Annotated in this window: 15 protein-coding genes; 8 read left to right on the forward strand and 7 right to left on the reverse strand. The window is 66.0% G+C overall.

The window, feature by feature from the left end:
- Positions 1-17: 17 nt before the first annotated feature.
- Genes ipdC through echA20 form a run of 4 tightly spaced genes read right to left on the reverse strand, consistent with a single transcriptional unit; the run spans position 18 to position 3,455 of the window.
- Positions 18-1,076: a (3aS,4S,5R,7aS)-5-hydroxy-7a-methyl-1-oxo-octahydro-1H-indene-4-carboxyl-CoA dehydrogenase gene (gene ipdC, locus HBE64_RS02110; protein WP_167097332.1), complete on the reverse strand. Its 1,059-nt coding sequence runs from the start codon at positions 1,074-1,076 to the stop codon at positions 18-20.
- Entirely contained in the window at positions 1,073-1,822 is a 750-nt protein-coding gene (gene ipdB, locus HBE64_RS02115; RefSeq protein ID WP_167097334.1) for a cholesterol ring-cleaving hydrolase subunit IpdB, read from the reverse strand. Before ipdB ends, ipdC begins: the two co-directional genes overlap by 4 nt.
- Positions 1,819-2,700 carry a cholesterol ring-cleaving hydrolase subunit IpdA gene (gene ipdA, locus HBE64_RS02120; RefSeq protein WP_167097336.1) on the reverse strand — a complete coding sequence of 294 codons (882 nt, stop codon included), beginning with the start codon at positions 2,698-2,700 and terminating at the stop codon, positions 1,819-1,821. The genes ipdB and ipdA overlap by 4 nt, the downstream gene beginning before the upstream one ends.
- Positions 2,697-3,455, reverse strand: a complete 759-nt coding sequence (echA20, locus tag HBE64_RS02125) for a (7aS)-7a-methyl-1,5-dioxo-2,3,5,6,7,7a-hexahydro-1H-indene-carboxyl-CoA hydrolase (RefSeq protein ID WP_167097338.1) — start codon at positions 3,453-3,455, stop codon at positions 2,697-2,699. The genes ipdA and echA20 overlap by 4 nt, the downstream gene beginning before the upstream one ends.
- Positions 3,456-3,487: 32 nt before the next feature.
- Here echA20 and HBE64_RS02130 point away from each other — a divergent pair, with 32 nt between their 5' ends.
- The gene (locus HBE64_RS02130; protein WP_371744160.1) at positions 3,488-4,306 is read left to right on the forward strand and encodes an SDR family oxidoreductase; all 819 of its coding nucleotides are present in this window, start codon (positions 3,488-3,490) and stop codon (positions 4,304-4,306) included.
- A gap of 12 nt (positions 4,307-4,318) precedes the next feature.
- Positions 4,319-5,224, forward strand: a complete 906-nt coding sequence (locus HBE64_RS02135; protein ID WP_167097340.1) for an SDR family oxidoreductase — start codon at positions 4,319-4,321, stop codon at positions 5,222-5,224.
- Between the two features lie 3 nt (positions 5,225-5,227).
- Here HBE64_RS02135 and HBE64_RS02140 read toward each other — a convergent pair whose 3' ends face one another.
- From HBE64_RS02140 to HBE64_RS02150, 3 genes are read right to left on the reverse strand one after another with little or no spacing between them, the layout of a single operon-like run.
- Positions 5,228-5,683, reverse strand: a complete 456-nt coding sequence (locus HBE64_RS02140; RefSeq protein WP_167097342.1) for a nitroreductase family deazaflavin-dependent oxidoreductase — start codon at positions 5,681-5,683, stop codon at positions 5,228-5,230.
- A 15-nt stretch (positions 5,684-5,698) separates the two neighbouring features.
- Positions 5,699-6,109: a hypothetical protein gene (locus HBE64_RS02145; protein ID WP_243841469.1), complete on the reverse strand. Its 411-nt coding sequence runs from the start codon at positions 6,107-6,109 to the stop codon at positions 5,699-5,701.
- 3 nt (positions 6,110-6,112) lie between these two features.
- Positions 6,113-7,276, reverse strand: coding sequence for a steroid 3-ketoacyl-CoA thiolase (locus HBE64_RS02150; protein ID WP_167097344.1), 1,164 nt, complete (start codon positions 7,274-7,276; stop codon positions 6,113-6,115).
- Between the two features lie 121 nt (positions 7,277-7,397).
- Between HBE64_RS02150 and HBE64_RS02155 the strand changes: the two genes are divergently transcribed.
- The 6 genes from HBE64_RS02155 to HBE64_RS02180 are packed head-to-tail and all read left to right on the forward strand — an operon-like array spanning position 7,398 to position 13,428.
- The gene (locus HBE64_RS02155; RefSeq protein ID WP_167097346.1) at positions 7,398-8,657 is read left to right on the forward strand and encodes a cytochrome P450; all 1,260 of its coding nucleotides are present in this window, start codon (positions 7,398-7,400) and stop codon (positions 8,655-8,657) included.
- 42 nt (positions 8,658-8,699) lie between these two features.
- Positions 8,700-9,719, forward strand: a complete 1,020-nt coding sequence (locus HBE64_RS02160; RefSeq protein WP_167097348.1) for an acyl-CoA dehydrogenase family protein — start codon at positions 8,700-8,702, stop codon at positions 9,717-9,719.
- Entirely contained in the window at positions 9,704-10,867 is a 1,164-nt protein-coding gene (gene fadE29, locus HBE64_RS02165; RefSeq protein ID WP_167097350.1) for an acyl-CoA dehydrogenase FadE29, read from the forward strand. The genes HBE64_RS02160 and fadE29 overlap by 16 nt, the downstream gene beginning before the upstream one ends.
- A gap of 28 nt (positions 10,868-10,895) precedes the next feature.
- Positions 10,896-11,858, forward strand: a complete 963-nt coding sequence (locus HBE64_RS02170) for a bifunctional MaoC family dehydratase N-terminal/OB-fold nucleic acid binding domain-containing protein (RefSeq protein ID WP_167097352.1) — start codon at positions 10,896-10,898, stop codon at positions 11,856-11,858.
- Positions 11,855-12,259 carry a MaoC family dehydratase gene (locus HBE64_RS02175; protein WP_167097354.1) on the forward strand — a complete coding sequence of 135 codons (405 nt, stop codon included), beginning with the start codon at positions 11,855-11,857 and terminating at the stop codon, positions 12,257-12,259. Before HBE64_RS02170 ends, HBE64_RS02175 begins: the two co-directional genes overlap by 4 nt.
- The gene (locus tag HBE64_RS02180; protein WP_167097356.1) at positions 12,259-13,428 is read left to right on the forward strand and encodes a lipid-transfer protein; all 1,170 of its coding nucleotides are present in this window, start codon (positions 12,259-12,261) and stop codon (positions 13,426-13,428) included. Before HBE64_RS02175 ends, HBE64_RS02180 begins: the two co-directional genes overlap by 1 nt.
- Positions 13,429-13,457: the final 29 nt, after the last annotated feature.

Below are 13,457 nucleotides of genomic sequence, written 5' to 3' on the forward strand. Positions count from 1 at the left end.
CCTGCCCAGCGTACGCATCATTCGACGAGCGCGGCGGCGGCCTGCAGGTGCTTGACGGCGTCGCTGACGATGGTCTCGATCAGTTCTGCACAGGACGGCAGGTCCTCGATGATGCCGGTCACCTGCCCGGAGGCCAGCACACCGGCCGCGGTGTTGCCCTCGACCAGACCTGCCTTGAGCAGCATCGGGGTGTTGGCCGCCATCAGAACCTGCGACCACGTGAGGTCCTTGCCGTGCCGCATCGCCAGGCCGTCACGGATCATCGACGCCCAGCTCATCTGCGACATCTTCTTGAACTTCGCCGCATTGCCCACGGCAGCGGTGAATCCCCTTAGCCGTGAACCGCTTTCCAGCTTCTCGACCAGTCCGGTGCGCAGCACCCGGTGCGGCATACCGTCGACCCGCGTGGACACCACGGTCCCGTCGAGAGCGGCTTGCAGGTAACGCTGTTTGATCTCGTCGGGCACGGTGGAGTCCGAGGTCAGCAGGAACCGGGTGCCCATCGCAACGCCGGCCGCACCGTAGGACAGTGCGGCTGCCAGACCGCGGCCGTCGAAGAACCCGCCGGCCGCGATGACGGGGATGTCCACCGCGTCGAGAACCGAGGGCAGCAGCAGCGTGGTGGCCACCGGGCCGGTGTGCCCGCCGCCCTCGCCGCCCTGCACGATCACCGCATCGGCACCCCAACTCGCCACCTTGCGGGCATGCTTGGCCGCACCCACCGACGGAACCACAACGGCGCCGGCCTCTTTGAGACGGGCGATCAGCTCCTGCTTGGGGGCCAGCGCGAACGAGGCCACCTTGACTCCCTCGCGGATCATCAGATCCACGCGGTCACCGGCGTCGGCTGCATCGGCGCGGATGTTCACCCCGAACGGCTTGTCGGTGGCGGACTTCACCTTGGCGATCGCGGTGGCGAGCTCGTCGATCGTCATCGTCGCCGAGGCCAGGATGCCCAGGCCGCCGGCATTGGACGTGGCCGAGACCAGCCGGGCGCCGGCCACCCAGCCCATACCGGTCTGGACCACCGGATGCTCGATGCCGACCAGCTCGGTCAGCGGCGTGCGCAGCCTCATGCTTTTACTTCCTTGTCGCGCAGCCCTTTCGGGTCGATTCGCTCGCGGATCAGAGTCTGCTCCTCACCGCTGGGCAGCCGGGTGCGGTCGGCGTCGTCGAGACCGTGGACCTCGAAGGAGGTGTTCTCCCGGACTTCGTCGGGTTCGACACCGGGGTGCAGCGACAACGCCCGCATGGTGCGGTCGGGACCGCCGAAGTCGAATACGCCGAGGTTGGTGACCACGCGGTAGACGTTGACGAAGCGGTACGCCGGGTTGTCCGGATCGACCTTGTCCCAGCCGATTCCGGAGACGATGTCGACCTCGTCGCAGAACACCCGCTTGGAGTGATTGCCCACCCAGTAGCTGGTGGCGTGGTTGATCGTGTTGCCCGGTGCGCCGCGGACCCCGAACATCTGCCTGGTGGGGTGCTGCAGCGGACCGAACGCCGACAGGTTCTGATTACCGTGCCGGTCGATCTGGTTGGCGCCCATCACGACATGACGCCGTCCCCAGGCCAGCGTCTCGAAGACGCGCCCGAAGGGCATCCATCCCTCGATCGCGCCCTGCGCGCCGAGTGCCGGTGTGTCGGCGAGCAGTCGGGCCTCGCCGTCGGTGAGCAGGATGTCCGGTGCGAACGTCAGACGCGCCAGGCGGGCGCCGATGGAGACGACGTTCGTCATCGGGCTGACCATGATCTCGCCGGCATCGCGGAACAGTTCGGCACAGGCGATGACGCACACCTCGGCGCGGCTGACCTGGATCATTTGGCCTCCTGCTGTCCGAAGCGCCGCACTGCGGCCTGGTAGTCGGCTTCACTGCCCGACAGGTAGGTGTCGACGAACTCCTGCCAGGTCGCCTCCTCGGCGGCTGCCGCGGCGTAGTGGCGCTGGAACTTCTCGTCGCGCGGGTAATCCGGCTCAGCGGTGGTGAAGTGGGCCCCGTTGGGCGCTTCGACCACCTGGTCGACCATCATCCGGTTGACCAACAGTGCCTGTGGCGGAACGGATTTCACCAGCTCCTCGGTGGAGACCACCTTCTCGACCGACAGGTACCGCCGGTCGGCGGCCATCAGGAACAGGTCGTCGAAGTACGGGTCGATACCGGTGTAGGCGGCATTGCCGTGCTTGTCACCGAGATTCAGGTGCGCAAAGGCGGCGTCCAACCGCAGGGCGGGCATCGCGACCAGTTCCTCGTACGATCCGTCGGTCTGGTAGGGGGAGCGCACGGTCTTGAGCTCGCCGTCCCAGAAGTCGATGACCGAGCTGCCCAGTCCGGCGCGGATCGGCAGGAACGGCAGCCGTTGCGCGGCGGCCTGCAGACCGCACCGCAGCATGCCCTCGTCCATCTCCCGGGCCACGATCGCACCCGTGGTGCGGGCTTTGGAGAACCATGGGTCGTAGAACGGCGGGGAGTCCAGCGAGACGAAGCCGTAGTAGACCTTGCTGACCTTGCCTTCCGAGCACAGCAGCCCGAGATCAGGTCCCCCATAGGTGACGACGGTCAGGTCGGTGACATCGGTACGCAGCAGTGCGCGCACAAAGGCCATCGGCTTGCGCCGCGATCCCCAGCCGGCGATGCCGATGGTCATACCGCTCTCGATGCCGGCGACTGCTTCGTCGAGTGTTGTTCGCTTGTCTCTCATAGCTTGTCCGCCTTCGAAGTCCCGGCGAACGCGTCGCGGTGCTCGTCGGCCACACCGGACAGGTTCAGCTCGAAGGTGAAGCCCTGCTCCATGCGGTAGCTGGAGTTGACGCGCTGGACGTCGATGAGGTTCAGCGCTTCCTTGGCGGCCCGGATCACCCGGGTGTCCTTGTTGGCGATGTTGCGGGCCACCCGCAGCGCGGCCTCGTCGAGCTCGGCCCGGGGCACCACCTCGTGCACCGACCCGAAGTGGTGCAGCGTCTCGGCGTCGACCGTCGCCGCGGTGTAGAACAGCCGCCGCATCATGTGCTGGGGCACCAACCGGGACAGGTGGGTGGCCGCACCGAGTGCGCCGCGTTCGACCTCGGGGAGCCCGAACTTGGCATCGTCGGAGGCGACGATCACGTCGGCGTTGCCGACCAGACCGATGCCACCGCCGACGCAGAAGCCGTTGACCGCGGCGACCACCGGCACCTCGCACTCGTAGACCGCCTTGAACGCGGCGAAGCAGCCCCGGTTGGCGTCGATGAGGGCGGTGAAGCCTTCGGTGTTCTGCATTTCCTTGATGTCCACGCCGGCGTTGAAGCCGCGGCCTTCGGCGCGCAGGATCACCACGTGGGTCGTCATGTCGCGCCCGGCGGCGGTGATGGTGTCGGCGAGTTCGAACCAGCCACGCGAGGGCAGCGCGTTGACGGGCGGGTGGTCCACCGTGACAGCGACGATGCCGGGTTCGACGGTGCGAGACGTGATGGTCATCAGAGTTCCTGGGCCACTTCCTGACGGGGCGAATACCTAAGCAAGCACTTGCTTGGTACGCTAGCACAGTGACTGAGGCGGTTGACACTCCCGGGACGCTGGACCTGGGCCTACGAGGTCGCGTCGTCCTCGTCACCGGTGGTGTTCGAGGTGTCGGCGCGGGCATCAGTTCCGTATTCGCGCAGCAAGGCGCGACGGTCGTCACCTGCGCCCGGCGTCCCGTCGAGGACCTGCCCTACGAGTTCCACAGCTGCGACGTCCGCGACCCGGAGGCCGTGGCCGCCCTGATCGACGCGATCGTCGACAAGCACGGCCGCCTGGATGTGGTGGTCAACAACGCCGGCGGCTCACCGTACGCGCTGGCCGCCGAAGCTTCGCCGAAGTTCCACCAGAAGATCATCGAGCTGAATCTGCTTGGGATGCTGCATGTCTCGCAGGCCGCGAACGCGGTGATGCAGAAGCAACCGAACGGCGGTTCGATCGTGTCGATCTCGTCGGTGAGTGCGGGCCGCCCGTCGCCCGGCACCGCCGCCTACAGTGCGGCCAAAGCGGGAGTCGAGAGCCTGACCACCACACTGGCGGTGGAATGGGCGCCGAAGGTCCGGGTCAACGCCCTCGTCGTCGGCATGGTCGAAACCGAGCAGGTCGAACTGTTCTACGGCGACGCCGACTCGCAGGCAGCCGTCGCGGCCACCGTGCCGCTGGGCCGCCTGGCCAAGCCGGCTGATATCGGTTGGGCCGCAGCATTTCTGGCTTCCGACGCAGCCTCATACATCAGTGGGGCCAAGATGGCGGTGCACGGTGGCGGAGAGCCGCCTGCGTATCTGTCCGCCTCGAGTGCAAACAAGTAAGGAGACAACGCAATGGGTTTGCTCGACGGCCGGGTGGTCATCGTCACGGGTGCTGGTGGTGGCATCGGGCGGGCGCACGCACTGGCGTTCGCCGCCGAAGGGGCACGTGTGGTGGTCAACGACATCGGTGTCGGGCTCGACGGGTCTCCTGCCGGCGGTGGTAGTGCGGCGCAGTCGGTGGTCGACGAAATCACCGCAGCCGGTGGGGAAGCCGTCGCCAACGGATCAAATGTCGCCGACTGGGCTCAGGCCGCCGAACTGGTTCAGACCGCCGTGGACTCCTTCGGCGGGCTCGACGTCCTGGTGAACAACGCCGGCATCGTGCGGGACCGGATGTTCGTCAACACCTCCGAAGAGGAGTTCGACGCCGTCATCGCCGTCCACCTCAAAGGCCACTTCGCCACCATGAAACATGCCGGCGCGTACTGGCGGGCCAAGTCCAAGGCCGGCGACGCCGTCGATGCCCGCATCATCAACACCAGCTCGGGGGCAGGCCTGCAGGGCAGCGTCGGGCAGGCCAACTACAGCGCCGCCAAAGCAGGCATCGCCGCACTGACTCTGGTTGCCGCCGCCGAGATGAGCCGCATCGGTGTGACCGTCAACGCGATCGCCCCGTCGGCACGCACCCGGATGACCGAGACGGTCTTCGCCGACATGATGTCAACGCAGGGACAGGATTTCGACGCGATGGCACCGGAGAACATCTCACCGCTGGTGGTGTGGCTCGGCAGTGTCGAGTCGCGCGACGTGACCGGCCGAGTATTCGAGGTCGAGGGCGGCATCGTGCGGGTCGCCGAGGGCTGGGCGCGCGGCGCAGAGATCGACAAGGGCGCTCGGTGGGATCCCGCCGAACTCGGCCCCGTCGTCACCGACCTGCTGGCCAAGTCCCGCGAACCGCTGCCGGTGTTCGGCGCCTAGGGTTTACGGGTCGCAGATCACGATCGGGATGACGCGATCGGTCCAGGACTGGTAGTCCTCGAAGCCGGTGTAGAACGCGGTCATCTTGGGCCAGTACTCGGCACGCTCGGCCTCGGTGGCATCGCGCGCTGTCAACTCCAGCACCTCGTCCTTGATCTGAACCTTCACCTTCGGGTTCGCCTTGAGATTGAGGTACCACAGGGGGTGCTTGTCGCTGCCGCCCTGGGAAGCAACCAGCACTATCCGATTGCCTTCGCGCAGAAACAGCAGTGGCGCGACCCGCGGTTCACCAGTCTTGCGCCCGATTGTCGTCAGCAGCGCCACCGGCGCGCCTTCGAGGAAGCTGCCGCCGATCTTGCCTTTGCTGGCCTTGTAGACCGCGGTCTGCGCTTTTGACATCCACCTGATGATGAACTTCGTCGTCGGGGTGTCGAGGCCCTTGGGGCGCGGTTTAGGCAAGAAGATCTCCTCGGGCTAGCGCTGGATGAACGGGCGGATGTGGGCCCGGATGTGATGAATCCTGCCATCGGCCGCCGGAATCAGGAACGTCTCGTCGATGTGCGCCCCGACTTTCCGTCCAGCGAACGACGGTTTGGTGACCAGATCGAAGCGGGCGTGCACCTCGTCACCGGAGACGGTGAACTCCGGCTCGGTGATCGCCGCGATGACCCGGTACTGCAGGCCGCGATTGAGGCTGCGCCGCAAGTGATTTCCGGAGAAGCCGGTCTTGAGGCCGACCTCGACGCGGGTGCAATCAGGAGCGAACGGAACGTCGTCGCCCCGGTGGCTGGCCAGTGCGCTGATGTAGGCCTGCGCGGCCGCGATGCGGGCCGAGTCTGTCCCCGGGTCGCTGCGCTCCAGCCCGCCGGTGTCATTCGTCGTCAAGCTTTAGATCCGCTCGATGATGGTTCCGGTCGACAGCGCACCGCCGGCGCACATCGTGATCAGCGCGGTGCTCTGGTCGGTGCGCTCGAGCTCGTGCAGCGCGGTGGTGATCAGCCGGCTGCCGGTGCTGCCGACCGGGTGGCCCAGTGCGATCGCTCCGCCGTTGACGTTGACCTTGTCCATATCGGCCCCGTGCACCTGGGCCCACGACAGCACGACGGAGGCGAACGCCTCGTTGATCTCGGTCAGGTCGATGTCACCCATCTTCATCCCGGCCTTCTCCAGCACCTTCGCCGTTGACTGCACCGGGCCGTCGAGGTGGTAGTAGGGCTCGGCGCCGACGAGGGCCTGGGCGACGATGCGGGCACGCGGACGCAGGCCGAGCGCGCGTGCCTTGTCTTCGTCCATCCACAGCACCGCGGCGGCGCCGTCGGAGATCTGCGACGAGGTGCCTGCTGTGTGCATCGCACCTTCCATCACCGGCTTGAGCCCGGCGAGGCCCTCCATGGTGGTCTCGCGCAGACCTTGGTCGCGGCTGACCAGGTGCCGCTCGGAGGTGGGTTGCTTGTTCTCGTCGAGAACAGGTGCCTCGATCGGGGAGATCTCCCGGTCGAAGCGGCCCTCGTCCCAGGCGCGCTTGGCTTTCAGCTGGGAGATGTAGCCAAGATGGTCGAGGTCTTCGCGGGTGATGCCGCGGCGCTTGGCGATGCGCTCAGCGGCGGTGAACTGGTCGGGCATGTCGATGTCCCACGAGGCGGCGCGGATCTTCGAGCGGTCCGGACCGGCGTTGGCGCCCAGGCCGACGCGGCTCATGGCCTCGATACCGCAGGCGATCCCGACGTCGATGGCCCCGACTGAGATCAGGCCGGCGATGAGGTGGTTGGCCTGCTGGGCGCTGCCGCACTGGCAGTCCACCGTCGTTGCGCCGATCTGCTCGGGCAGGCCGGCCGTCAGCCAGGCCACCCGGGTGATGTTGTTGGACTGCTCACCGAACTGGGTGACGCAACCGCCGATGGCCTGCTCGACCTCGTTCGGATCGATACCGGCTTTTTCCACTACAGCCCGCTGTACCGCGCCCAGCAATTCGGTGGCGTGCAGACCGGACAACCAGCCGCCCCGCTTTCCGATCGGGCTGCGGGTGGCTTCGACGATGACAGGATTACCCATGCGGTCAGGCTAGAACACGTTTCATTACTCTGACAAGCGAGGATGCCTTGGTGCCTTTTGTCTGCGGTGGAGCCGTGTTTTACTGGCACTAGAACACGTCATAACTGAGGAGCGCATGGACATGCCAACCCCCAACCTGCCGCACGGATTCGACTTCTTGGATCCGGACCGCAACGTCAAGAAGTTGCCGGTCGAGGAGCTCGCTGAGCTGCGCGAGGTGGCGCCGATCTGGTGGTGCGAGCAGCCTATCGGAAAGGGCGGCTTCAACGACGGCGGATATTGGGTCGTCACCAAGCACAAGGACGTCAAAGAGGTCTCACGCCGCAACGACGTTTTCTCCAGCTGGGAGAACGGCGCCATCCCGCAGTTCCCCGATGACATGTCGCGCGAGGACATCGATCTTCAGCGCTTCGTCATGCTCAACATGGACGGCGAACACCACGACCGGCTGCGCCGCATCATCTCCAAGGGCTTCACGCCGCGCGCGGTCGGCCGACTGAAGGACGAGCTCAACGAGCGCGCCCAGGCCATCGCCAAGGCCGCCGCCGCGGAGGGCTCCGGCGACTTCGTCGAGCAGGTATCGTGCGAGCTTCCGCTGCAGGCGATCGCCGGTCTGCTCGGTGTGCCCCAGGAGGACCGCGAGAAGCTGTTCCGCTGGTCCAACGAGATGACCGGTGGGGAGGATCCGGAGTTCGCCGACGTCGACCCCAAGCAGTCGTCGATGGAGGTGCTGGCCTACGCCATGCACATGGCCGGGGTGAAGACCGCGAACCCCGGCGATGACATCGTCACCGCCCTGGTCAACGCCGACATCGACGGGGAGAAGCTCTCCGAGGACGAGTTCGGCTTCTTCGTGATGATGCTGGCCGTCGCCGGCAACGAGACCACCCGCAACTCGATCACCCACGGAATGATCGCCTTCGCGAACAATCCCGACCAGTGGGACTTGTACAAGAAGGACCGTCCCGAGACCGCAGCGGACGAGATCGTCCGGTGGGCGACCCCCGTCACGGCGTTCCAGCGCACCGCGCTCGAAGACGTCGAGCTCGGCGGAGTGTCGATCAAAAAGGGCCAGCGAGTGGCGATCTTCTACCGCTCGGCCAACTTCGACGAAGAAGTCTTCGACGATCCGCACTCGTTCAACATCCTGCGCGACCCCAACCCGCACGTCGGCTTCGGCGGCACCGGGGTGCACTACTGCATCGGGGCGAACCTGGCCAGAATGACCATCAACCTCATGTTCAATGCGATTGCTGACCATATGCCCGATCTCACCTCGGTGGGCACACCCGAGCGGCTACGTTCGGGGTGGCTCAACGGAATCAAGCACTGGCAGGTCGACTACACCGGAAAGACGCCCGCCGTGGCGTCGGCGCACTAGACCTCAGTCTCCGTCTCAACCTCAACACCAAGGAGGATTCGGGTGGATTTCACTCCGGACCCGGAACAGCAGGCTGTCGCCGATGTGGTGACCTCGGTCCTGGACCGCGACAACAGTTGGGACGCCTTGGTTTCGGGCGGTGTCACGGCACTGGGCGTTCCCGAGCGACTCGGGGGAGACGGCGTCGGCCTGCCCGAGATCACGACGGCGCTCACCGAGATCGGCCGCCACGGGACCGTCTCGCCGGCGTTGGCGACGTTGGGTCTCGGCCTGCTTCCGCTGCTCGATCTCGCCTCCGATGCCCAGCAGGACCGGTTCCTCGCCGGTGTGGCCAAGGGCGCGATCCTGTCGGCCGCACTCAACGAGCCCGGCGCGTCGCTTCCTGATCGCCCGGCGACCACCGTGGCCGGTGGAAAGCTCAACGGCACCAAGGTCGTTGTGCCGTACGCCGAACAGGCCGACTGGCTGATCGTCACGGCCGACACCGCGGTGGTGGTGGTCTCGCCGAACGCCGAGGGTGTGCAGCTCACCAAGACTCCTGCCTCCACCGGTGGTGACGAGTACGCCGTCACCTTCACAGATGTCGCCGTCGAGCCCGACGATGTGCTCGACGGCGCAACCCCGCACCGGGTCAACCAGTTGGCGTCGGCGGCCATCGGCGCGTTCGCCGCGGGACTGGTGGCCGGCGCGCTGACTCTGACGGCGGGCTATGTGGCCAACCGGGAACAGTTCGGCAGGCCGCTGTCCACCTTCCAGACCGTGGCTGCACAGCTGGCCGAGGTGTACATCGCCTCGCGCACACTGGCTTTGGCGGCCAACTCGGTGATCTGGCGGCTCGCCGAAGGGCGCGACGCCGACGACGACATCGACGTGCTCGGCTACTGGCTGACCTCGCAAGCCCCGCCGGCGATGCAGACCTGTCATCACCTGCACGGCGGCATGGGTATGGACATCACCTACCCGATGCACCGGTATTACTCCACGATCAAGGACCTCACCCGGTTGCTGGGTGGCCCCTCTTATCGACTCGACCTTGTGGGAGCGCAATGTTCATCGAACTGACCCCCGAGCAGCGGCACTTGCAGGCCGAGATGCGGCAGTATTTCGCCAATCTCATCTCGCCTGAGGAACGCGCGGAGATGGAGATCGACCGGCACGGCAAGGCCTACCGGGCGATCATCAAGCGGATGGGCTCCGACGGCAAGCTCGGCGTCGGCTGGCCAAAGGAGTTCGGCGGCCACGGCTTCGGGCCGGTCGAGCAGTCGATCTTCGTCAACGAGGCGGCGCGCGCCGACGTCCCACTTCCGGCGGTGACGCTGCAGACCGTCGGCCCCACGCTGCAGGTGTACGGCACCGAGTTGCAGAAGAAGAAGTTCCTGCCTGCGATCCTGGCCGGTGAGGTCCACTTCGCGATCGGGTACTCCGAGCCTGAGGCCGGTACCGACCTCGCCTCGCTGCGCACCTCAGCGGTGCGCCAGGGCGACGAGTACATCGTCAACGGGCAGAAGATCTGGACCACCGGCGGCCATGACGCCGACTACGTGTGGCTGGCCTGCCGTACCGACCCGGATGCGGTGAAGCACAAGGGAATTTCGATCCTGATCGTCGACACCACCGACCCTGGCTACTCCTGGACGCCGATCATCCTGTCCGACGGTGCGCATCACACCAACGCCACCTACTACAACGACGTCCGCGTCCCGGCCGAGATGCTGGTCGGCGAGGAGAACGCCGGGTGGCGACTGATCACCACTCAGCTCAACCACGAACGCGTGATGCTCGGGCCGGCGGGCAGGATTGCCGGTATATACGACCGGGTGCACGAGTGGGCCTCCAAGCCCGGCGGTAATGGTGTGACTCCGCTGGACAATGACGACGTACGCCGTCTGCTCGGTGAGATCAAGGCGATCTGGCGGATCAACGAGCTGCTCAACTGGCAGGTCGCGGCCTCCGGTGAGACCATCGACATCGCCGATGCCGCTGCCACCAAGGTCTTTTCGACCGAGCGCATCCAGCGGATCGGGCGGTTGGCCGAGGAGATCGTCGGCAAGTACGGCAACCCGGCTGAGCCGCAGACCGCGGAGCTGCTGGACTGGCTGGACTCGCAGACCAAGCGCAACCTCGTCATCACGTTCGGTGGTGGTGTCAACGAGGTGATGCGTGAACAGGTCGCGGCGTCGGGCCTGAAGGTGCCGAGGGTTCCGCGGTGATGAGCGCTCGCGCGAAGAACGGACAACTATGAGTGCGGTCGACGATATCCGGGCGGCCGCGGAGAAGGTCAAGTCCGAGGGAAAGAGCAAGCCGCGCACCGGCCGTCATGCGGTGAACCAGCCGATGATCGACCACTGGCTGGACGCGATCGGCGACCAGAACCCGATCTATATCGATGAGGCTGCGGCCAAGGAAGCCGGCCATCCCGGCATTGTCGCGCCCCCGGCGATGATCCAGGTGTGGACGATGATGGGGCTCGGCGGTGTCCGCCCCGACGACGACCCGTTGGGCAAGATCATCACCTTGTTCGACGCGGCCGGCTACATCGGCGTGGTCGCCACGAACTGCGAGCAGACCTACCACCGCTACCTACGGCCCGGTGAGGATGTCAGCGTCAGTGCAGAACTGACCGATGTCATCGGTCCCAAGCAGACCGCGCTGGGTGAAGGCTTCTTCATCACCCAGAAGATCACCTGGTCGGTCGGTGACGAAGACGTCGCCGAAATGATGTGGCGCATCATGAAATTCAAGCCCGCGGATAAGGTGGAGGCAGTTTCTTCGGTTCCGGACGACTTGGATCCGGCATTCATGATGCGGCCCGCGCCGTCGCGGGACACCCAGTTCTTCTGGGACGGCGTCAATGCTCACGAGCTGCGGCTGCAGAAGCGGCCCGACGGAACGCTGCAGCACCCGCCGGTCCCGGCGTTGTGGCAGGACAAAGAGCTGCCCATCGAGTACGTGGTCGCCAGCGGCAAAGGCACGGTGTTCAGTTTCGTCGTACACCATGCGCCGAAGGTGCCCGGCCGAACGCTGCCGTTCGTCATCGCGCTCGTCGAACTCGACGAAGGCGTGCGGATGCTCGGCGAGCTGCGTGGCGTCGACCCGGCGACCGTGGAGATCGGAATGCCGGTCCAGGCAACCTATATCGACTTTCCGGCCGGTGAAGACGGGCCGGCCTGGACCCTGTACGCGTGGGAGCCGCAAGCATGAGTGCACCGACTGTCGAGGTGGGCACCAAGCTGCCCGAACTCGCCCTCTACGGCGATCCGACGTTCATCGTCTCGACCGCCATCGCGACGCGCGACTACCAGGACGTGCACCACGACCGGGACAAGGCGCAGGCCAAGGGATCCAAGGACATCTTCGTCAACATCCTCACCGACACCGGTCTGGTGCAGCGTTACGTCACCGACTGGGCGGGTCCCAACGCGGTGATCAAGACGATCGGGTTGCGTCTGGGAGTGCCGTGGTACGCCTATGACACGGTGACCTTCAGAGGTGAGGTGACCGCTGTCGAGGACGGTGTGATCACGGTGAAAGTTGTTGGCAGCAATAGTCTCGGAGACCATGTGATCGCGACCTCGACGTTGACCATCGGAGGAAACGCCTGATGCCCGGTGAGCTCTCGGGAAAAGCAGCCATCGCAGGTATCGGTGCCACGGACTTCTCCAAGGACTCCGGACGCAGCGAGCTGCGGTTGGCGGCAGAGGCGGTAACCGCCGCTCTTGACGATGCCGGCCTGACTCCCGCTGACGTCGACGGCATGGTGACGTTCACGATGGACACCAACACCGAGGTGGCCGTTGCGCGTGCGACCGGTATCGGGGATCTGAAGTTCTTCTCCAAGATCCACCACGGTGGCGGCGCGGCGTGCGCGACGGTCCAGCAGGCCGCGATCGCGGTGGCGACCGGTGTCGCGGATTGTGTTGTGGCATACCGTGCTTTCAACGAGCGCTCGGGTATGCGGTTCGGCCAGGTGCAGCTGCGGCTGATCCAGGGCGCGGACTCCACCAGCGTGGACAACTCGTTCTCCTACCCGCACGGGCTTTCGACGCCAGCCGCGCAGGTGGCGATGATCGCCAAGCGGTACATGCACCTCTCGGGTGCCACCAGCCGTGACTTCGGCGCTATTTCGGTGGCCGACCGCAAGCATGCGGCCAACAATCCAAAGGCGTACTTCTACGGCAAGCCGATCACCATCGAGGATCACCAGAACTCGCGGTGGATCGCCGAGCCGCTGCGGCTGCTGGACTGCTGCCAGGAGACCGACGGCGGCGTGGCCATCGTGGTTGTGTCAGCAGAGCGGGCCAAGGATCTCAAGCACCGGCCGGCCGTCATCGAGGCTGCCGCGCAGGGCTCCAGCCCCAACCAGTACTCGATGGTGAGCTACTACCGTCCCGAACTGGACGGGCTGCCGGAGATGGGTCTGGTCGGCAAGCAGCTGTGGTCGCAGTCCGGGCTGAAGCCGACCGACATCCAGACCGCGATCCTCTATGACCACTTCACGCCGTTCACGCTGATTCAGTTGGAGGAGTTGGGGTTCTGCGGCTGGGGTGAGGCCAAGGACTTCATCGCCGACGGCGCGATCGAGATCGGCGGCCGGCTGCCGATCAACACCCACGGCGGACAGCTGGGCGAGGCCTACATCCACGGGATGAACGGCATCGCCGAGGGTGTGCGTCAGCTTCGCGGGACGTCGGTGAACCAGGTACCTGACGTCGAGCATGTGCTCGTCACCGCCGGCACCGGCGTACCGACCTCGGGGCTCATCCTCGGCTGAGCCCGGGACCCTTCTTCTCGCCCACAGTA

The organism is Mycobacterium sp. DL592, from assembly GCF_011694515.1.
GTDB lineage: Bacteria > Actinomycetota > Actinomycetes > Mycobacteriales > Mycobacteriaceae > Mycobacterium.

Coding starts and splice junctions, on each gene's coding strand:
- ipdC (WP_167097332.1), bottom strand. CDS start 1,076: ATGAGGCTGCGCACGCCGCTGACCGAGCTGGTCGGCATCGAGCATCCG.
- ipdB (WP_167097334.1), bottom strand. CDS start 1,822: ATGATCCAGGTCAGCCGCGCCGAGGTGTGCGTCATCGCCTGTGCCGAA.
- ipdA (WP_167097336.1), bottom strand. CDS start 2,700: ATGAGAGACAAGCGAACAACACTCGACGAAGCAGTCGCCGGCATCGAG.
- echA20 (WP_167097338.1), bottom strand. CDS start 3,455: ATGACCATCACGTCTCGCACCGTCGAACCCGGCATCGTCGCTGTCACG.
- HBE64_RS02135 (WP_167097340.1), top strand. CDS start 4,319: ATGGGTTTGCTCGACGGCCGGGTGGTCATCGTCACGGGTGCTGGTGGT.
- HBE64_RS02150 (WP_167097344.1), bottom strand. CDS start 7,276: ATGGGTAATCCTGTCATCGTCGAAGCCACCCGCAGCCCGATCGGAAAG.
- HBE64_RS02155 (WP_167097346.1), top strand. CDS start 7,398: ATGCCAACCCCCAACCTGCCGCACGGATTCGACTTCTTGGATCCGGAC.
- fadE29 (WP_167097350.1), top strand. CDS start 9,704: ATGTTCATCGAACTGACCCCCGAGCAGCGGCACTTGCAGGCCGAGATG.
- HBE64_RS02170 (WP_167097352.1), top strand. CDS start 10,896: ATGAGTGCGGTCGACGATATCCGGGCGGCCGCGGAGAAGGTCAAGTCC.
- HBE64_RS02175 (WP_167097354.1), top strand. CDS start 11,855: ATGAGTGCACCGACTGTCGAGGTGGGCACCAAGCTGCCCGAACTCGCC.
- HBE64_RS02180 (WP_167097356.1), top strand. CDS start 12,259: ATGCCCGGTGAGCTCTCGGGAAAAGCAGCCATCGCAGGTATCGGTGCC.